14 protein-coding genes are annotated in these 15,071 nt (G+C 58.8%); 13 read left to right on the forward strand and 1 reads right to left on the reverse strand.

From position 1 onward, the window contains the following. Positions 1-622: 622 nt before the first annotated feature. The 5 genes from PY311_RS02035 to PY311_RS02055 all read left to right on the forward strand — a co-directional run bounded on the left by PY311_RS02035 (position 623) and on the right by PY311_RS02055 (position 5,401). Positions 623-985 (forward strand): GntR family transcriptional regulator, encoded by a 363-nt coding sequence (locus PY311_RS02035; RefSeq protein WP_286147010.1) that lies wholly within the window; start codon positions 623-625, stop codon positions 983-985. Then, complete coding sequence (locus PY311_RS02040) at positions 982-1,878, forward strand: ABC transporter ATP-binding protein (protein ID WP_286147011.1); 897 nt, start codon at positions 982-984, stop codon at positions 1,876-1,878. Before PY311_RS02035 ends, PY311_RS02040 begins: the two co-directional genes overlap by 4 nt. Next, positions 1,853-4,018, forward strand: coding sequence for an ABC-2 family transporter permease (locus tag PY311_RS02045; RefSeq protein WP_286147012.1), 2,166 nt, complete (start codon positions 1,853-1,855; stop codon positions 4,016-4,018). Before PY311_RS02040 ends, PY311_RS02045 begins: the two co-directional genes overlap by 26 nt. A gap of 257 nt (positions 4,019-4,275) precedes the next feature. Beyond that, positions 4,276-5,064, forward strand: coding sequence for a YdcF family protein (locus tag PY311_RS02050; RefSeq protein ID WP_286147013.1), 789 nt, complete (start codon positions 4,276-4,278; stop codon positions 5,062-5,064). A gap of 163 nt (positions 5,065-5,227) precedes the next feature. Further along, on the forward strand, positions 5,228-5,401 hold the full coding sequence (locus PY311_RS02055) for a hypothetical protein (RefSeq protein WP_286147014.1): 174 nt from the start codon (positions 5,228-5,230) through the stop codon (positions 5,399-5,401). A 46-nt stretch (positions 5,402-5,447) separates the two neighbouring features. Here the strand turns inward: PY311_RS02055 and PY311_RS02060 are convergent, their stop codons facing one another. Further along, a complete protein-coding gene (locus tag PY311_RS02060) occupies positions 5,448-5,666 on the reverse strand; it encodes a helix-turn-helix domain-containing protein (protein WP_286147015.1) in 219 nt (72 codons plus the stop codon). Between the two features lie 138 nt (positions 5,667-5,804). Between PY311_RS02060 and PY311_RS02065 the strand changes: the two genes are divergently transcribed. From PY311_RS02065 to PY311_RS02100, 8 genes are all read left to right on the forward strand, one after another. Beyond that, complete coding sequence (locus PY311_RS02065; RefSeq protein WP_286147016.1) at positions 5,805-5,948, forward strand: hypothetical protein; 144 nt, start codon at positions 5,805-5,807, stop codon at positions 5,946-5,948. A gap of 388 nt (positions 5,949-6,336) precedes the next feature. Next, complete coding sequence (locus PY311_RS02070) at positions 6,337-6,534, forward strand: PF20097 family protein (protein ID WP_286147017.1); 198 nt, start codon at positions 6,337-6,339, stop codon at positions 6,532-6,534. Positions 6,535-6,566: 32 nt separating this feature from the next. Beyond that, positions 6,567-9,323, forward strand: coding sequence for an isoleucine--tRNA ligase (gene ileS / locus PY311_RS02075; RefSeq protein ID WP_286147018.1), 2,757 nt, complete (start codon positions 6,567-6,569; stop codon positions 9,321-9,323). Positions 9,324-9,723: 400 nt separating this feature from the next. Then, positions 9,724-10,923 carry an ABC transporter substrate-binding protein gene (locus PY311_RS02080; RefSeq protein ID WP_286147019.1) on the forward strand — a complete coding sequence of 400 codons (1,200 nt, stop codon included), beginning with the start codon at positions 9,724-9,726 and terminating at the stop codon, positions 10,921-10,923. A gap of 186 nt (positions 10,924-11,109) precedes the next feature. Beyond that, positions 11,110-11,985, forward strand: coding sequence for a branched-chain amino acid ABC transporter permease (locus PY311_RS02085; RefSeq protein WP_286147020.1), 876 nt, complete (start codon positions 11,110-11,112; stop codon positions 11,983-11,985). Between the two features lie 12 nt (positions 11,986-11,997). Next, on the forward strand, positions 11,998-13,152 hold the full coding sequence (locus tag PY311_RS02090) for a branched-chain amino acid ABC transporter permease (RefSeq protein ID WP_286147021.1): 1,155 nt from the start codon (positions 11,998-12,000) through the stop codon (positions 13,150-13,152). After that, on the forward strand, positions 13,149-13,991 hold the full coding sequence (locus PY311_RS02095; RefSeq protein WP_286147022.1) for an ABC transporter ATP-binding protein: 843 nt from the start codon (positions 13,149-13,151) through the stop codon (positions 13,989-13,991). The genes PY311_RS02090 and PY311_RS02095 overlap by 4 nt, the downstream gene beginning before the upstream one ends. Continuing rightward, complete coding sequence (locus PY311_RS02100) at positions 13,984-14,694, forward strand: ABC transporter ATP-binding protein (protein ID WP_286147023.1); 711 nt, start codon at positions 13,984-13,986, stop codon at positions 14,692-14,694. The genes PY311_RS02095 and PY311_RS02100 overlap by 8 nt, the downstream gene beginning before the upstream one ends. The last annotated feature ends 377 nt before the right edge of the window (positions 14,695-15,071 follow it).

Raw genomic sequence — 15,071 nt, forward strand, 5'->3', positions numbered from 1 at the left:
GACTGCGCCATGGGAGTGGTGAAAGCCTCCGCAAAACGAAGCCACGGAAGTGTGCACGGTTTACGTGCTGAACAAGTTTATCATAGGAATATCCTGTTGTAAAGAGAAAAATGCAAAAAACCTCTTATTTTTTATCATGTAAAGTGAAAAGGGGAGCGAAAACGGGCGGAGAGCGATTGGAAAATATTTTTTGAAATGGGATTGACAGGGGCGCGGCATCGTGTTATATTAACTGTACTAACACACATAGTATAGTTAATACGGTTTGGAGGAGCAATATGAAAATCGTAAGAAAGCTCATCGCCGCGCTTATGGTGCTGGGTGCCGTGGCGGCGCTGACGGTGGGCGTTTTACTGAAGCCGGGACAGAAGGGAGCGCTGAAGGAATGAGTATCGGATTTGCGGGCATCGCCGCCTTTGCGGTGCTGATTTTAGCGGGCGCGGGCCTTGTGGCTGTGGCTTTGCAGCCCTGAAGGAAGGGGGGCGCTGTGAGCGCCATGCTTTTTACTGAGCGCTGCGGGCGCGGGGGTGTCGGTATTTCGCTGACCGCCGTGCTTTTGCACCGCTGACCCGCCCATCGGACCGGGCGGACAAAGCTATGGAAAAGGAGGAGCAATGCTGCTGTGCTGACACTGAATTACAGGGATTCGCGGCCCATTTACGAACAGATCAAGGATGGGCTGCGGCGGATGATCGTCACCGGGGCCATGAAGCAGGACGAAAAGCTGCCATCGGTGCGGTCCCTCGCCACGCAGCTTTCCATCAACCCCAATACCATCCAGCGGGCCTACAATGAGCTGGAGGCGGAGGGCTATATCTACTCCGTGGCCGGAAAGGGGAGCTTTGTCAGCGGCACGGCGGACGCCGACGCCGCAAGGCGGGCATCCCTGACGGGGGACCTGCGGAAGCTGATGGGTGAGCTGCGCTATTTGGGCGTGACCGCCGAGGAGGCCATGACGCTGATCAAGGAGGTATATGAACAATGATCGAGGTGAAAAACGTCACAAAGCGCTTTGGCGGCTTTGCGGCGCTCAATGACGCGACGCTCAGCGTCCCCACCGGGGCGGTCTATGGGCTGGTAGGCCCTAACGGCGCGGGTAAATCCACCATCATCCGCCATCTCACCGGCATTTTCCGACAGGATAGCGGCACCGTCCGCATCGGCGGGGAGGATGTGTGGGAAAACGCGGCGCTGAAGGCGCGAATCGCCGCCATTCCCGACGACTGGTACTATTTTAACTCCGCCACCATCCGGGATATGATGACTTTTTACCGGGGGTTTTATCCCCAGTTCTCCACAGAGCGGTACGAAAAGCTGAAGGAAGTTTTTGAATTGGACGAAAAACGGCAGATTCGGCGGCTCAGCAAGGGAATGCAGAAGCAGGCAGCCTTCTGGCTGGCGCTGTCCGCCATGCCGGACTACCTTATTTTAGATGAGCCGGTGGATGGTCTTGATCCGGTGATGCGCCGGCAGGTATGGAGCCTGATGATGGGCGATGTGGCGGAGCGGGGCACTACGGTGCTGGTGTCCAGCCACAACCTCCGGGAGTTGGAGGACGTGTGCGACCACGTGGGCATCATGGATCACGGCCATGTGCTGCTGGAGCGGAGTCTGGCCCAGTTGCAGGATAACATGGTGAAATTGCAGGTGGTGTTCCCTGACGGAATGGAGGACGTTCCGGCGGAGCTGCCGGTGCTTCACGCCTCGAAGCTCGGCCGGGTGCATACCCTCATCATGCGGATGAACGCGCAGGAGGCCACGGAGCGGCTGATGGCCTACAACCCGCTGCTGGTGGACGCGGTGCCCCTGACGCTGGAGGAGATCTTTATTTACGAATTGGGAGGTGCGGATTATGCGGTCAAAGACATCGTACTTTAACGGTACGCTTTTTAAGAAAAACCTGTCCCGGTACTGGCCGCTGTGGGGTCTGGCCTCTTTCGGCGGGGCCATGTTCCCCTTGGCGATGCTGCTGGAGCTGCTGCACAACGGGTTCCAGTTCTGGTCGCCTCTGGAGACCAGACAGGCGTATTACACTGTGCTGTCCTATGGAGTGCCGGTTATTTCCATCGTGTACGCCATTTTGTGCGCCATGGCGGTGTGGAACTATCTTTACAACGCCCGCAGCGTGGGAATGATGCACACGCTGCCCGTCCGCCGGGAGGGGCTGTTTGTCACCAATGTGCTGTCCGGCCTGACGATGATGGCCATTCCCTACACCGTCACCGGCGTTTTGCTGGTGCTGGTGACGATGCTGTTTGGCGGCTTTGAGCCGGTGGGCGTGCTGGTGACGGTCTTGGGCGTTATGGGGGAGAGTTTGTTCTTCTTCGGCCTTGCTACCTTCTGCGCCTTCATCGTGGGCAACGTGTTCATGCTGCCCGCCCTTTACGGACTGCTGAACTTTATCGCCGTGCTGACGGACTTCATGGTGAACCTGCTGGCGCAGGGCTTCTGCTTTGGCCTGAACAGCAGCTATTCCGGTACCGTGGAGTGGCTCAGCCCCGTGGTATACCTCATACAGAAGATCTCTCCCAACAGCACCTACGAGACCCAGTGGGTGACGGATCGACTGGGCGGTCAGCGGTATGAGACCAGTGTGCTGACCTCCGTGACGCTGGAAAACGGCTGGCTCATCGCCGCCTATGCCGCCGCAGGCGCGGCGCTGCTGGGACTGGCGTGGCTGCTGTACCGCAGACGCCGCAGCGAGAGCGCCGGGGACGTGGTGGCCGTGGGCTGGATGAAGCCGGTGTTCCGGTACGGCTGCGCCGCCTACGCCGCCATTTTAGGCGGACGGCTGCTGTACGCCCTGCTGTGGGAGAGTTTTCAGAACGGCCAGTACTTCGCGCTTCTGCCCATGATCTTGTGCATGATCGCGGGCGGCGCCGTGGGCTATTACGCGGCGTCCATGCTGCTGGCGAAAACGCCCCGGGTGTTCAAGACCACATGGAAGGGGATGCTGGCGGTGGCGCTGGGCTGCGCGGCCCTGTGCGGCGCCATGAAGTACGATCTGTTCGGCGTGACCCGCCGCATCCCCGCGCCGGACAGCGTGAAGCTGGTGAACGTCTACGCCGCCGGCAGCAATTATTACCTGACACCCGGGAAGGACGACGCCCTCATCGAGAAGGTCCGGACGCTGCACCAGACCATTATCGACGATAAGGATTACATTCTGGGATACAGTTCGAGAGCTTACTATGAGGATACTGCCAGTACGGATATGGCCGTGGAGGACGCCGGGGCGCAGTCAACCATAAGCAATATCCGGATCACCTATATGCTCAACAGCGGGCTGAAGGTGGAGCGGCGGTACAGCCTGTATCTGACCCCTGACCGCATGGCACGGGAGGACACCTATGACCATCTGCTGGATCAGCTCATCAACAGCCCGGAGATGCGCCAGAAGCGTATCCGCTGGCGGGATGAGGGGTTCCAGCTGGATGGAGCGTGGATCGACACATGGAGGGATTACAGCGATCTCAGCAGCCGGGAGGTGGGCCTGATCTTAGACGCCGTGGCAAAGGACGCGGAAAATGGGGACTGGGGCGTGTATAACTGGTTCCGGGTGGATAATGACGCCGACAGCTATGAGATCCAAATTCATTTCCAATACAAGGTGCCGGAGAGCCAGTTCGACAGGGCCTATGGTGAGATCCAAGTCAACGTCAAGGAGGGCATGACGGAGACGATCCAGACATTGAAGGAGCTGAAATTGATCACCGACGCCGATCTGGTCACCAACCGGGAACGGTATCCGTGGCAGTACGCCGCGGGCGGCTGGGACCAATATGAGCAGTTCTATGGGCAGTTCCATATGAGCCCCGAGGAATATTATGACCGGTACGGCGAGTACCCGGCGGGGTGGTTCGGCACGGAGAGCGATGATTCGTCCACGGAGACGGAAACCGCTCCCACTGTGGACAACAGCCACAGCCCCAGCATGTCCGCCGGGGCGGAGGCCACCGGTCTCGGCATCATCGGCGGGGCGGACGGCCCCACGGTGATGGTGACGACTGCGGCCTGACATAGAATTGTACCGCAAGGACGCTCCCCGGCGGGAGACCGCCGGGGACAGCGTGTCGAAAAAGTCTTTTCGCCCCGCTGAGCAAGTTTTCAGAACTTCATAAAAATTCTGAAAACTTGGGATTTCAATGGCGCAGGACACCCTTCTTGGGTTTCCCGCGCACACCCTTCCTTACCGTCGCGGAGGATTTATCACTTTATCGACAGTCTCTCCCCGGCGGGAGACCGCCGGGGAGACAGGATCTGAGAATATACGATATGAATGAGCATACGTTTTTTGAGTGGAAACGCTCCGAAAGACTGACGGCGGTGCTGGCGCTGGTGTTCTGCCTGCTGGGACTGGGACTTCAGCGCTTGCCGGGGGTGGGCTTTTCCGGAAAGCTGAGCTGGGGACTGGCGCTGGTCTGTCTGGTGCTGCTGGGCCTGAGCCGGCTGAGCCGCCGCCACCGGGGATGGAAGCTCCTGCTGCGGATCGCCCAAGCAGGACTGGCGGTGCTGGTTCTGGGATTGTCGGCGGTGGAGGTCTGGGTCATTCAGATCGGCTGCCGGGACGAGTCAGCCCAACCGGCGGACGCTGTGATCGTTCTGGGAGCCGGGGTCAACGGCACCACGCCCTCCGTGGCCCTGCAGACCCGCATCGACGCGGCGGAGCGGTATCTCAAGGCGCATCCGGACATCCCGGCGGTGCTGTCCGGGGGACAGGGGCCGGGGGAGGATATCTCCGAGGCCCGGGTCATGTACGATGCCCTGACGGAGCGGGGCATCGACCCGGCACGGCTGATCTTAGAGGAGCAGTCCGCCAATACCCGGCAAAATCTGAAAAATTCCCTGCCCTTGCTGGAAAAGCAGGGCTTTGACAGCTATGGCGGAAGGCTGGCGGTCATCACCAACGGCTTTCACATGGCTCGGGTAGGGCTGCTGTGGGATCTGCCGACAGAGCTGGTGCAGGTCCCGGCCAAGCTGCCGTGGTGGCTGGACGCCAACTACTATCTGCGGGAGAGCTTCGCCATCGTCAATGACATGGTGCTTCGCCCGCTGCTGGCCTGAATATATTTATCCGGCCCGCTTTTTGGCGCTGCTATGGGGCGGAAAATGGAGCGCCGCCCCATAGCGTGAAAATATTTTGAGAAATTTTTCAAAAATGTGCAACAAAACCGCGCGTAAAAACGTCTTATAAGTAAACGGGTCGAAAACAGGAGAAAGGAGCTGCATGATGGAACATACGATGACCAGAGAGCCGATTTGGAAAATGTGGGTGGATACCCGGCGCCGTGTGGTTTCCTTTCACGAGGAGGCCGGGGCGCAGCTTATGGAATTCCGGGACCGGGAAATGTTTTTGCGGTGTGTGGATTCCTATACCAATCAGCTGTACCGCTATCAGTGAAAGCATAGAGAGCAAATAAAAAGAGCGCTGTGCGGCGCTCTTTTTTCTATTTGGGCGGATATGGCTCCGGGCGGGCGGTCAGCCCTAAAAGGTAATCCGTGCTGACGCCGTAAAAGGCGGCCAAAGCGATCAGGACTCCGGTGGGAATGTCCAGCGCGCCGGATTCGTAGCGGGAGTAGGTGGCCTGCGAAATGTGCAGCAGAGCGGCCACGGCGGACTGCTTCAAATCCCGGTCCTCCCGCAGCGCCCGGATACGGGGATACATGGCGTCACCTCCTGCTATCGGATAGTCTGAGGGTAATATATGCAGAAAACGCATATTGACTTTTATGCGATTTTTGCATAAAATAGGAGAAAACGCGAAAAGGGGGCGGCGCGTATCAGAGAGGACGGAGCAGAGGCGGTGTACCGTTTGTGGGTGGACACGGCCCGGCGAATCGTGTCCTTTCACCCGGAACGAGGAGCAGAGCTGCTGGAATTCCGGGACCGGGAGCTGTTTCTCCGGTGCATTGACGGCTACACGGCGCAGCTTTACAGGTATCAATAGGCGGCCGATGGGGGAGGAAGCGGCGGATGAGCTGATTTTTCCGCATAAATCGGTTGACAAACGGCGAAAATGTGGTATGATAGCCCGGTAAAGTGAATATCCGGCGTGGAAAAGGACAAGTACCCGTTTGCTGACCCCCAAAGAGAGCCGCCGTTTGGTGCGAGGCGGTGAGGCGCGGCGGCGAATATCCCCTTGGAGCCTCCTGCTGAAAGACGACGCGAGTAAGCGTGGACGAGTGACGGGCGTTATTCCGTCAGCCTGTATTGGCAGGCGTGAGGGGCCGTGTCCCGTAAGGGAGGCGACAAGAAGAGTGGTACCGCAGAGTGCATTCAGCACCCTGTCTCTTAGGAGACAGGGTGCTTTTTTTACTGCAAAAAGGAGGAAGCCGATGGAGTGTCCCATTTGCGGAAAAGAGATGGAGCGCGGATACCTGTCCAGCCGGGGGCCGGTGTTCTGGTCTGAGGAGGTCACCGGTTTTTCGCTGCCCACCCGGCCGGGAGACGTGCTGCTGGGAAAAGCTATGGGGCTGATGAGGCCCGCAGCCTACCTCTGCCGGGACTGCCGGACAGTTACGATCAAATACTAAGAAAGACTTACAAATATAAAAGGAGACGCATCATGGATTACAACAAGACCATCAATCTGCCCAAGACCGACTTCCCCATGCGGGCGGGCCTGCCCAAGCGGGAGCCGGAAATGCTCAAGCGCTGGCAGGACATGGACCTCTACAACGAGCTGCTGAAGAAGAACGAGGGCAAGCCCCGTTTCTCCCTGCATGACGGCCCTCCGTTCTCCAACGGCGGCCTGCACATGGGCCATGCCCTGAACAAGTCCCTGAAGGACATCATCACCCGCTCCTACGCCATGCGGGGCCGGTACACCCCGTATATCCCCGGCTGGGATAACCACGGTATGCCTATCGAGAGCGCCATTATCAAGGAGCAGAAGCTCAACCGCAAGGCCATGAGCGTGTCCGATTTCCGTACTGCCTGCCATGAGTATGCTGAGAAGTACATCGGCATCCAGATGGAGGGCTTCAAGCGCCTGGGCGTGGTGGCCGACTGGGAACACCCCTACAAGACCATGAACCCCAGCTTTGAGGCCGAGGAGGTCAAGGTCTTTGGCGAGATGTACAAGAAGGGCTACATCTACAAGGGCCTGAAGCCCGTATACTGGTGTTATCACGATGAGACCGCTCTGGCTGAGGCCGAGATCGAGTATCAGGATGATCCCTGCACCACCGTGTATGTGAAGTTCCCCATGCATGACGATCAGGGCAAGCTGAGCCATCTGGACAAGTCCAAGCTGAACTTTGTGATCTGGACCACCACCATCTGGACCCTGCCCGGCAACCTGGCCATTGCGCTGCATCCCTCCGAGAGCTACGCCGTGGTGAAGGACAACGGCAGCGGCGAGATGTATATCATGGCTGAGGCCCTCACCGACAAGGTGATGGGTGTGGCGGGCATCTCCGATTACGAGATCGTGGAGACCCACGAGGGCGCCTTCTTTGAGAATATGCTGGCGGACCATCCTTTCCTGCCCAAGACCAGCCGTCTGGTGCTGGCGGATTACGTCACCATGGAGTCCGGTACCGGCTGCGTCCACACCGCTCCCGGCTTCGGCGCGGATGACTACCAGACCTGCAAGCGCTATGGCATGGACATGGTGGTGCCTGTGGACGATCAGGGCCGCCACACCGACTATGCCGGCAAGTACGCCGGAATGCTGGTGGAGGAATCCAACCCGGTCATCCTGAAGGATATGAAGGAGAGCGGCGCGCTGCTGGCCAGCGAGGAGATCGTCCACAGCTATCCCCACTGCTGGCGCTGCAAGAAGCCCATCATCTTCCGTGCTACCCCCCAGTGGTTCTGCTCCGTGGACGCCTTCAAGGACGAGGCCTGCGCCGCCTGCGACGAGGTCCGCTGGGTCCCGGGCTGGGGTGTTGACCGCATGAAGTCCATGATTCGCGAACGCGCCGACTGGTGCATTTCCCGCCAGCGCCGGTGGGGTCTGCCCATCCCTGTGGTGTACTGCAAGGACTGCGGCAAGCCGGTGTGCACCGACGAGACCATCGCCGCTATCTCCGACCTGTTCGGCAAGGAGGGCTCCAACGCGTGGTTTGATAAGGACCCTGCCGATTTCCTGCCCGCCGGTATGACCTGCCCTCACTGCGGCGGCAAGAGCGGCTTTGAAAAGGAGACCGATACGCTGGATGGCTGGTTCGACTCCGGTTCCACCCACATGGCGTCCATGAAGCGGGATCAGGGCTTCTGGCCTGCCGATATGTATTTGGAGGGCCTCGATCAGTACCGCGGCTGGTTCCAGTCCTCTCTGCTGACCGCCGTGGGCGCCTTCGGCAACGGTGCGCCCTTCAAGGAGTGTGTCACCCACGGCTGGACCGTGGACGGCGAGGGCAAGGCCATGCACAAGTCTCTGGGCAACGGTGTGGACCCCGCTGATATCTTCAACAAGTACGGCGCGGACATCCTGCGTCTGTGGGCGGCTTCTGCCGATTACCACGCCGACGTCCGCTGCTCCGACGCCATCTTCAAGCAGCTCTCCCAGAACTACCTGAAGTTCCGCAATACCGCCCGGTATTGCCTGGGCAATCTGGAGGGCTTTGATCCCAACAACCTGGTGGCTCCCGCCGATATGCTGGAGCTGGATCGCTGGGCCGTCACCCGTCTGAACGCCCTGATTGAAAAGTGCGCCAAGGCGTATGATGACTATGAGTTCCTGGTCATCACCCATGCGGTGAACGATTTCTGCGTGGTGGAGATGTCCAACTTCTATCTGGACATCATCAAGGACCGGCTGTACTGCGATGAGACCGACGGTCTGGCCCGCCGCAGCGCCCAGACGGCCCTGTATCTGATCCTGGATACCATCACCAAGATCATGGCCCCCATCCTGTGCTTCACCGGTGACGAGATTTGGCTGGCCATGCCCCACAAGGCGGGTGACGACGACCGGAACGTGCTGTTCAACGATATGAACAGCGTGTTTGCCGACTATGCCCTCTCCGCTGACGAGATGACCAAGTGGGAAAAGATCATCGAGGTTCGTGACGCCGTCAACGGCGCGCTGGAGACCGCCCGTGCCGAGAAGAAGATCGGCAAGAGCTTGGAGGCCGATGTGGCCCTGACTGTTCCGGCGGAGGATGCCTTCCTTGCCGAGATGGACAGCGCCGTGCTGGCAGACCTGCTCATTGTCTCTCAGGTGGAGGTCACGGTGGGCGGCGAGCTGGCGGTATCCGTCAGCGAGGCGACCGGTACCAAGTGCCCCCGCTGCTGGAAGCACAGCACCAAGGCCGACGAGAACGGCCTGTGTCCCCGCTGTGCCGCCGTGGCAGCCAAGCTGCCCGCGTTTTGATGGACGGAAAGCGGTAAGTAAATAAAGGTATAAAAATCCCCGGAGTAAAGCTCCGGGGATTTTTTTGTCAAAAGCCGAATAGAATGATAGGAAAGCGGGACGGGAAAAAATTCGGAAGGCCATTCATCAAAATAACGAACACAAATGTCTTCATCGAGAGGACAAAATGAGAACTGTATTGCATAAATGGGTGTGTTTGTCTTTGCACAAAAAACAAATGTGCTTATTGTGCAAACAAAAGAGAAGCAGACAGCGCGGAAATGTGGAAAATATTTTGTGCGGGTTTGACCTTGCACACAGGAAAGGACTTGCATAAAATACAGAATATCTAAATGCAAAGACATTTGTGCGTGTATCGCGGAATAAACCGCGGTCAATATGATAGAGGAGGATGAATTGTATGAAAAAGTTTTTTGCAATGCTGCTGGCCCTATCCATGGCCTTAGGCATGACCGCCTGCGGCGGCAGCTCCAGCAACTCCGACAGTGACAGCAGCCAAAGCGGCGACGCTGCCTCCGGGGACAAGGTGGTGCGGATCGGCGTGTTTGAGCCGGCTACCGGCGATTCCGGCGCCGGCGGCAAGCAGGAGATGCTGGGTATGCAGTATGCAAACCACATCACCCCTACGGTGGACATCGGCGGTGAGACCTATCAGGTAGAGCTGGTTTACGCCGATAACGGCTCCGACTCCGCCAAGGCGCCTACTGCCGCCTCTGAGCTGGTGAGCAAGGACGTTTCCTTGGTGCTGGGTACCTATGGTTCCAGCTCCGCCATTGCCGGCGGCCCCATTTTCGGTGAAGCGGGCCTTGCCGCCATCGGTGTGACCTGCACGAACCCCAATGTTACCGCGGGCAACGATTATTATTTCCGTATCTGTTTCCTTGACCCGTTCCAGGGGACGGTGCTGGCCAACTTCGCACAGGATAAGTTTTCCGCCAAGAAGGCCTACTGCCTGGGCGAGCTGGGCAATGACTACGATCAGGGCCTTGTGAAATACTTCACCGATGCCTTTGACGGTGAGGTCATCACCGATGCTTTCCCCACCAACACCTCCGATTTCAGCACGTATCTTGCCAAGGCAAAGGATCAGGGGGCTGAGGTCATCTTCTGCCCGGTGTCCATTGCCTATGCGACACAGATCATCAAGCTGGCCGCGTCCATGGGTCTGGATATCCCCATCCTCGGCTCCGATACGCTGGACAGCAACAAGGTGCTGGAGGCGGCTGCCGGTTCCGATGTGCAGCTGTATGTTTCCACGTTCTATCAGGAGGGCGGCTCTCCGGAGTTTGATGACGGTATCAAGGCATGGCTGAACGAGGATTCCACCGCCATGACCAACAACGGCGGCAACGATACCATCGCCGCTGTCACCGCCATGGGCTACGATGCCTACTATGTGGCGCTGGAGGCCCTGAAGGCCGCAGGCTCCACCGATGCCGGCGCCGTGAAGGCGGCTCTGCCCGGCGTGACCTACACCGGCGTGACCGGCGTCATCGCCTTTGACGACATCGGCGACGCTATCCGCGACACCGCCTACATCAAGGTGGCGGACACTGCCAACAGCGCATGGGCGCTGGAGACCATGCAGAAGGCCGGCTGAGCCAAGAAGACTTCCGCCCTGCCGGACGGGTGTCCCCGTCCGGCAGGCGCGTTCCCATCCGCCGCTGGCGTGTCTTACAAATGACGGATGGGCCGGGGACCGCCTTGAAAACAGCCGCTTCGCGGCTTTTTTCAAGACGGATTTCCGCTTTTTCGAACAAACTATGAAAAAAGGGAGGGTTCCTCCGTGCAATACGGCATTTCCATTCTGCTCTCCGGCATTTCGCTGGGCGGGCAGTACGCCCTGATTGCCATTGGCTATACCATGGTATACGGCATTCTGCGGCTCATCAACTTCGCCCACGGCGATGTATTTATGGTGGCGGGACTGATGCTGGTCTATCTCAGCGCCAGCCTGCCGCTGGCCACGGCCATTCCGCTGATGGTGCTGCTGACGGTGCTGCTGGGCTTTATCATTGAGCGGGCGGCCTATAAGCCGCTGCGGACAGCGCCGAGGATGTCCGTGATGATCTCTGCCATCGGTGTGAGCTATCTGCTGCAAAATCTGGCCACCTATGTTACAGGCGGTCTGCCCCAGATGTACCCCGCGATTCCGGGCCTGTCCGCCCAGCTGACCATTGCCGGGGTATCCACGAAATATGTCACCGTCATTACACCGGTGCTGGTGGTGGTGCTGGTAGTGGCGCTGACGCAGCTCATCAACCACACCCGAATCGGCATGGCCATGCGGGCGGTGTCCCGGGACTTTGAAACGGCGCAGCTGATGGGTATCCGCATCAACAGCGTCATTTCCGTCACGTTTATCATCGGCTCGCTGCTGGCGGCCATTGGCTCGCTGCTGTATTTCACCAATTACCAGTCCATCGTGCCGCTGTCCGGCTCTCTGCCGGGGCTGCGGGCCTTTGTGGCGGCGGTGTTCGGCGGTATCGGCTCCATTCCCGGCGCCGTGGTGGGGGCGTTCCTCATCGGCATCTGCGAAAGTGTGATCAAGGGCTCCGACTGGAGCGTATTTTCCGATGCCTTTACCTTTGCGCTGCTCATCGTGGTGCTGTGCGTGAAGCCCACGGGTCTGTTCGGCGAAAAGGTCACGGATAAGGTGTAAGGGGGGAGCGTTGTGCTGAAGGAAAAAAAGAGCAGAAGGGGCATGGTGATCGCCCTTGTCTGCACGGCGGCGCTGCTGGCGCTGGTCATTGTGCTGGAGAACACCATGAAGCCCACCGGGATGCTGTTCACGGTTTTGAAAAAGGGCGCGGTGTACGCGGTGGTGGCGTCCTCCATGAACCTGCTCAACGGCTTTACGGGCCTGTTTTCTCTGGGGCAGGCGGGCTTTATGCTGCTGGGCGCGTATACCTATGCCATTCTCACCATCCCCACGGCGGACCGGGAGGCGGTGTACTATCTCTATAACGGCTCGGTCATCAACTTCTCCCTGCCGGAGCTGCTGGGCGGCGGCGCTGTGGGACTGGTGCTGGGCGTACTGCTGGCCCTGCTGCTGGGCGGCTGCGCGGCGGCGCTGGTGGCGTGGCTCATCGGTCTGCCGGTGCTGCGGCTGAAAAGCGATTATCTGGCCATTGCCACGCTGGGCTTTGCGGAGATCATCCGGGCTGTGTTCCAGTGGGACCCGCTGGGGCCTGTGACCAACGGCGCCAACGCATTGAAGAATTTCCCCACGTTTTCCAGCTTCAATATCCAGGATGGCAGCGGCAAGGTGCTGCTGCGGCTTTCCACCTTTGTGCCGTTTTTGCTGGCGGCGGTGTGCATCAGCGTTATTCTCCTGCTGATCAACTCCACCTACGGCCGTGCTTTCAAGGCCATCCGGGACGATGAAGTGGCGGCGGAGGCCATGGGCATCAATCTGGCCCGCCATAAGCGGCTGGCCTTCTGCATCAGCTCGTTTTTTGCCGGTGTCGGCGGCGGAATGTTCGCCATGTTTGCAAATCAGGCGCAGGCCAAGGTGTTTACCACGGCCATGACCTATGAGATTTTGCTCATTGTGGTCATCGGCGGCATCGGCTCCATTTCCGGAAGCTGCATTGCGGCGTTTTTGTACGTGGCGGCCAGCGAGTGGTGGCTGCGGTTTCTGGATACCGAGACATACATCGGCAGCTTCAAGGTGCCGTTCCTGCGGACCGGCTTCCGCATGGTGGTGTTTTCCGTCATCATCATGGTGGTGGTGCTGTTCTTCCGCAAGGGCCTGATGGGAGATAAGGAGCTGCCGGATCTTCTGAAGCGGCGGAAAAAAGTCGGAAAGGGGGCGGCGCGGTCATGAGCGAGCAGCTTTTGAAGCTGGAGCATATCACCATGCAGTTCGGCGGCGTGGTGGCCGTGGACGATTTGAATTTGGAAATCAACCGCGGCGAGATCGTGGCCCTCATCGGCCCCAACGGCGCTGGCAAGACCACGGCGTTCAACGTTATCACCGGCGTGTACCAGCCCACTAACGGCGTGGTGTGGTTCGACGGGAAAAAAATCATCGAAAATCACCCGCAGGGCAAAATGAAAAAGGCGTATAAGGGTGGGCAGGCGGACGATTACCACAGTGTTCTGGCTCCCACCCCGGATAAGCTCACAAAGGCGGGCATGGCCCGGACGTTCCAGAACATCCGGCTGTGGAAAAGCCAGACTGTTTTTGACAACGTGCTCATTGCCAAGCACTGCCGTGCCGCCAGCGGCGTGTTTTCTGCCGCGTTCCGGCTGAACCGGAAGGAGGAGGCGGCCCAACGGGCGGAGGTAGAGGAGCTGCTGGAGGTCGTGGGACTGTCCGATTTGAAGGAGGAACCGGCGTCCAGCTTGCCCTACGGCAAGCAGCGGCGACTGGAAATTGCCCGGGCATTGGCCACAAAGCCGAAGCTGCTGCTGCTGGATGAGCCTGCCGCCGGTATGAACCCGCAGGAAACGGAGGAGCTCACCGCCTTTATCGGCGAAATTCGGGAAAAATTCGGCAGTACCATTTTCCTCATTGAGCACCACATGAATTTGGTCATGGACATTTCCGACCGCATTTACGTGCTGGATTTCGGCAAGCTCATCGCGCAGGGTACACCGGCGGAGATACAGAATAACCAGCGCGTCATTGACGCCTATCTGGGGGTGACGGACGATGCTTAAAATTGAAGGGCTCCGGGTAAACTACGGCGGAATCCAAGCACTGCGTGGCATTTCTCTGGAGGTTCCGGACGGGAAAATCGTCACGCTCATCGGCGCCAACGGCGCGGGAAAGTCCACCACGCTGCGGACGGTGACAGGACTTGTCAAAGCGGCGGAGGGCTCGATTCTCTGGGACGGACAAGAGCTTCTGGGCCGCTCCATTGATAAAATCATCGCTACCGGTATTGCTATGAGCCCCGAGGGGCGGCGGGTATTCCCGGATATGACGGTGCTGGAGAATCTGAAGATCGGCGCCTATCTCCGCCATGACAAGGCGGAGATCGACAAGGACATTCAGTGGGTCTACAGCCTGTTTCCCCGGCTGGAGGAGCGGAGCTGGCAGTTGGCGGGTACGCTGTCCGGCGGCGAGCAGCAAATGCTGGCTGTGGGGCGGGCGCTGATGTCCCGGCCGAAGCTGCTGCTGCTGGATGAACCGTCCCTGGGCCTTGCGCCGCTGGTGGTGCAGGATATTTTCAAAATCATTCAGGAAATCAACCGGCAGGGCGTTACGGTGCTGCTGGTGGAGCAGAACGCCAATATGGCGCTGAAGATCGCGGACCTTGCCTACGTGCTGGAAACCGGAACCATCACCATGTCCGGCACTGGCGCGGAGCTGCTGGCGGACAGCCGGGTGAAGGAAGCCTACCTTGGCCGGAGCAACTGAAGCAGTCAGGTAATACTGACAGGCAAATATGATAAGGGGCCGATGCTCTCGCATCGGCCCCTTAAACTATCGAACAGTAATGAGATTAAAGGCAGGGCAGCCGTTAGCGGCAGTGCCGCATTCCAATAAGGCTGTAATGGTGCGAGGATAGCAAAGAAAGAATTGCGGCATTGCTTCTGTGGCCATTAAGGTCATAAAGGACATGACTTCTCAAAGAAAACACATCGTAAAAAGAAAAGACCGGCGCGGCTTATGCCGCGCCGGTCTCAGCGTGTCGAAAAAGTCTTTTCTCCCCGCTGAACAAGTTTTCAGAACTTCATAAAAGTTCTGAAAACTAAGGATTTCATTGGCGCAGGACACCCTTCTTGGGTTTCCCT

Source organism: Neopoerus faecalis (genome assembly GCF_029218125.1).
GTDB classification, from domain to species: Bacteria; Bacillota; Clostridia; order Oscillospirales; family Oscillospiraceae; genus Oscillibacter; species Oscillibacter faecalis_A.

Excerpts from the sequence above, each read along its gene's own strand:
- PY311_RS02040 (WP_286147011.1), top strand. The coding sequence starts at position 982 with ATGATCGAGGTGAAAAACGTCACAAAGCGCTTTGGCGGCTTTGCGGCG.
- PY311_RS02045 (WP_286147012.1), top strand. The coding sequence starts at position 1,853 with ATGCGGTCAAAGACATCGTACTTTAACGGTACGCTTTTTAAGAAAAAC.
- PY311_RS02050 (WP_286147013.1), top strand. The coding sequence starts at position 4,276 with ATGAATGAGCATACGTTTTTTGAGTGGAAACGCTCCGAAAGACTGACG.
- PY311_RS02055 (WP_286147014.1), top strand. The coding sequence starts at position 5,228 with ATGATGGAACATACGATGACCAGAGAGCCGATTTGGAAAATGTGGGTG.
- PY311_RS02060 (WP_286147015.1), bottom strand. The coding sequence starts at position 5,666 with ATGTATCCCCGTATCCGGGCGCTGCGGGAGGACCGGGATTTGAAGCAG.
- PY311_RS02070 (WP_286147017.1), top strand. The coding sequence starts at position 6,337 with ATGGAGTGTCCCATTTGCGGAAAAGAGATGGAGCGCGGATACCTGTCC.
- ileS (WP_286147018.1), top strand. The coding sequence starts at position 6,567 with ATGGATTACAACAAGACCATCAATCTGCCCAAGACCGACTTCCCCATG.
- PY311_RS02080 (WP_286147019.1), top strand. The coding sequence starts at position 9,724 with ATGAAAAAGTTTTTTGCAATGCTGCTGGCCCTATCCATGGCCTTAGGC.
- PY311_RS02095 (WP_286147022.1), top strand. The coding sequence starts at position 13,149 with ATGAGCGAGCAGCTTTTGAAGCTGGAGCATATCACCATGCAGTTCGGC.
- PY311_RS02100 (WP_286147023.1), top strand. The coding sequence starts at position 13,984 with ATGCTTAAAATTGAAGGGCTCCGGGTAAACTACGGCGGAATCCAAGCA.